The sequence below is a fragment of the Apibacter adventoris genome, assembly GCF_002964975.1.
GTDB classification, from domain to species: domain Bacteria; phylum Bacteroidota; class Bacteroidia; order Flavobacteriales; family Weeksellaceae; genus Apibacter; species Apibacter adventoris.
The window spans coordinates 1-1206 of record NZ_PSZM01000015.1 but is presented as its reverse complement, the minus strand read 5'-3'; the positions used below and the strand labels follow the sequence as shown (position 1 = coordinate 1206).

Genomic DNA, 1206 nt, shown 5'->3' with positions numbered 1-1206 from the left:
ATCCGGGTACTTATTATGTAGTTGTAGAAGGATATAATGGCAATTTTGATATTAATCGATGCTATACACTTAAAGCTGAAGCAACTGCAATTGCTCCTTGTATTGTCAACTACGAACCTAATGATTCTTTTGCCAAGGCAACAGACATTAATACAAATACTAATTACTATGCAGGAATTGGCTCCTCCGCAGATAAAGATTATTATAAGTTTACACTAAACAGTAAATCTAACGTGACGGTTACTCTACAAAATCTCCCTAAAAATTATGACTTAATCATATATAATATTGCGCAAAATCAAATAGGAAAAAGTGCTCTCGGAGGAACTTCTAATGAGTCCATTACTCTTAATTATCTAAAGCCAGGTACTTATTATGTAGTTGTAGAAGGATATAATGGCAATTTTGATATTAATCGATGCTATACACTTAAAGCTGAGACAACTGCAATTGCTCCTTGTATCGAAAACTATGAACCTAATGATTATTTTGCCAAGGCAACAGCCATTAATACAAATACTAATTACTATGCAGGAATTGGCTCCTCTACGGATAAAGATTTTTATAAGTTTACTCTAAACAGTAAATCCATTGTGACGGTTACTTTACAAAATCTCCCTAAAAATTATGACTTAATCATATATAATATTGCGCAAGGTCAAATAGGAAAAAGTGCTCTCGGAGGAACTTCTAATGAGTCCATAACGATTAATTATCTAGATCCGGGTACTTATTATGTAGTTGTAGAAGGATATAATGGCAATTTTGATATTAATCGATGCTATACACTTAAAGCTGAAGCAACTGCAATTGCTCCTTGTATTGTCAACTACGAACCTAATGATTATTTTGCCAAGGCAACAGCCATTAATACAAATACTAATTACTATGCAGGAATTGGCTCCTCTACGGATAAAGATTTTTATAAGTTTACTCTAAACAGTAAATCCATTGTGACGGTTACTTTACAAAATCTCCCTAAAAATTATGACTTAATCATATATAATATTGCGCAAGGTCAAATAGGAAAAAGTGCTCTCGGAGGAACTTCTAATGAGTCCATAACGATTAATTATCTAGATCCGGGTACTTATTATGTAGTTGTAGAAGGATATAATGGCAATTTTGATATTAATCGATGCTATACACTTAAAGCTGAAGCAACTGCAATTGCTCCTTGTATTGTCAACTACGAACCTAATGATT

General features: G+C 33.0%; 1 protein-coding gene. It reads left to right on the top strand.

The features are described 5' to 3' along the window. The coding region (locus C4S77_RS03005; RefSeq protein WP_146106026.1) for a PPC domain-containing protein at positions 1-1206 on the top strand (1206 nt) is incomplete at both ends.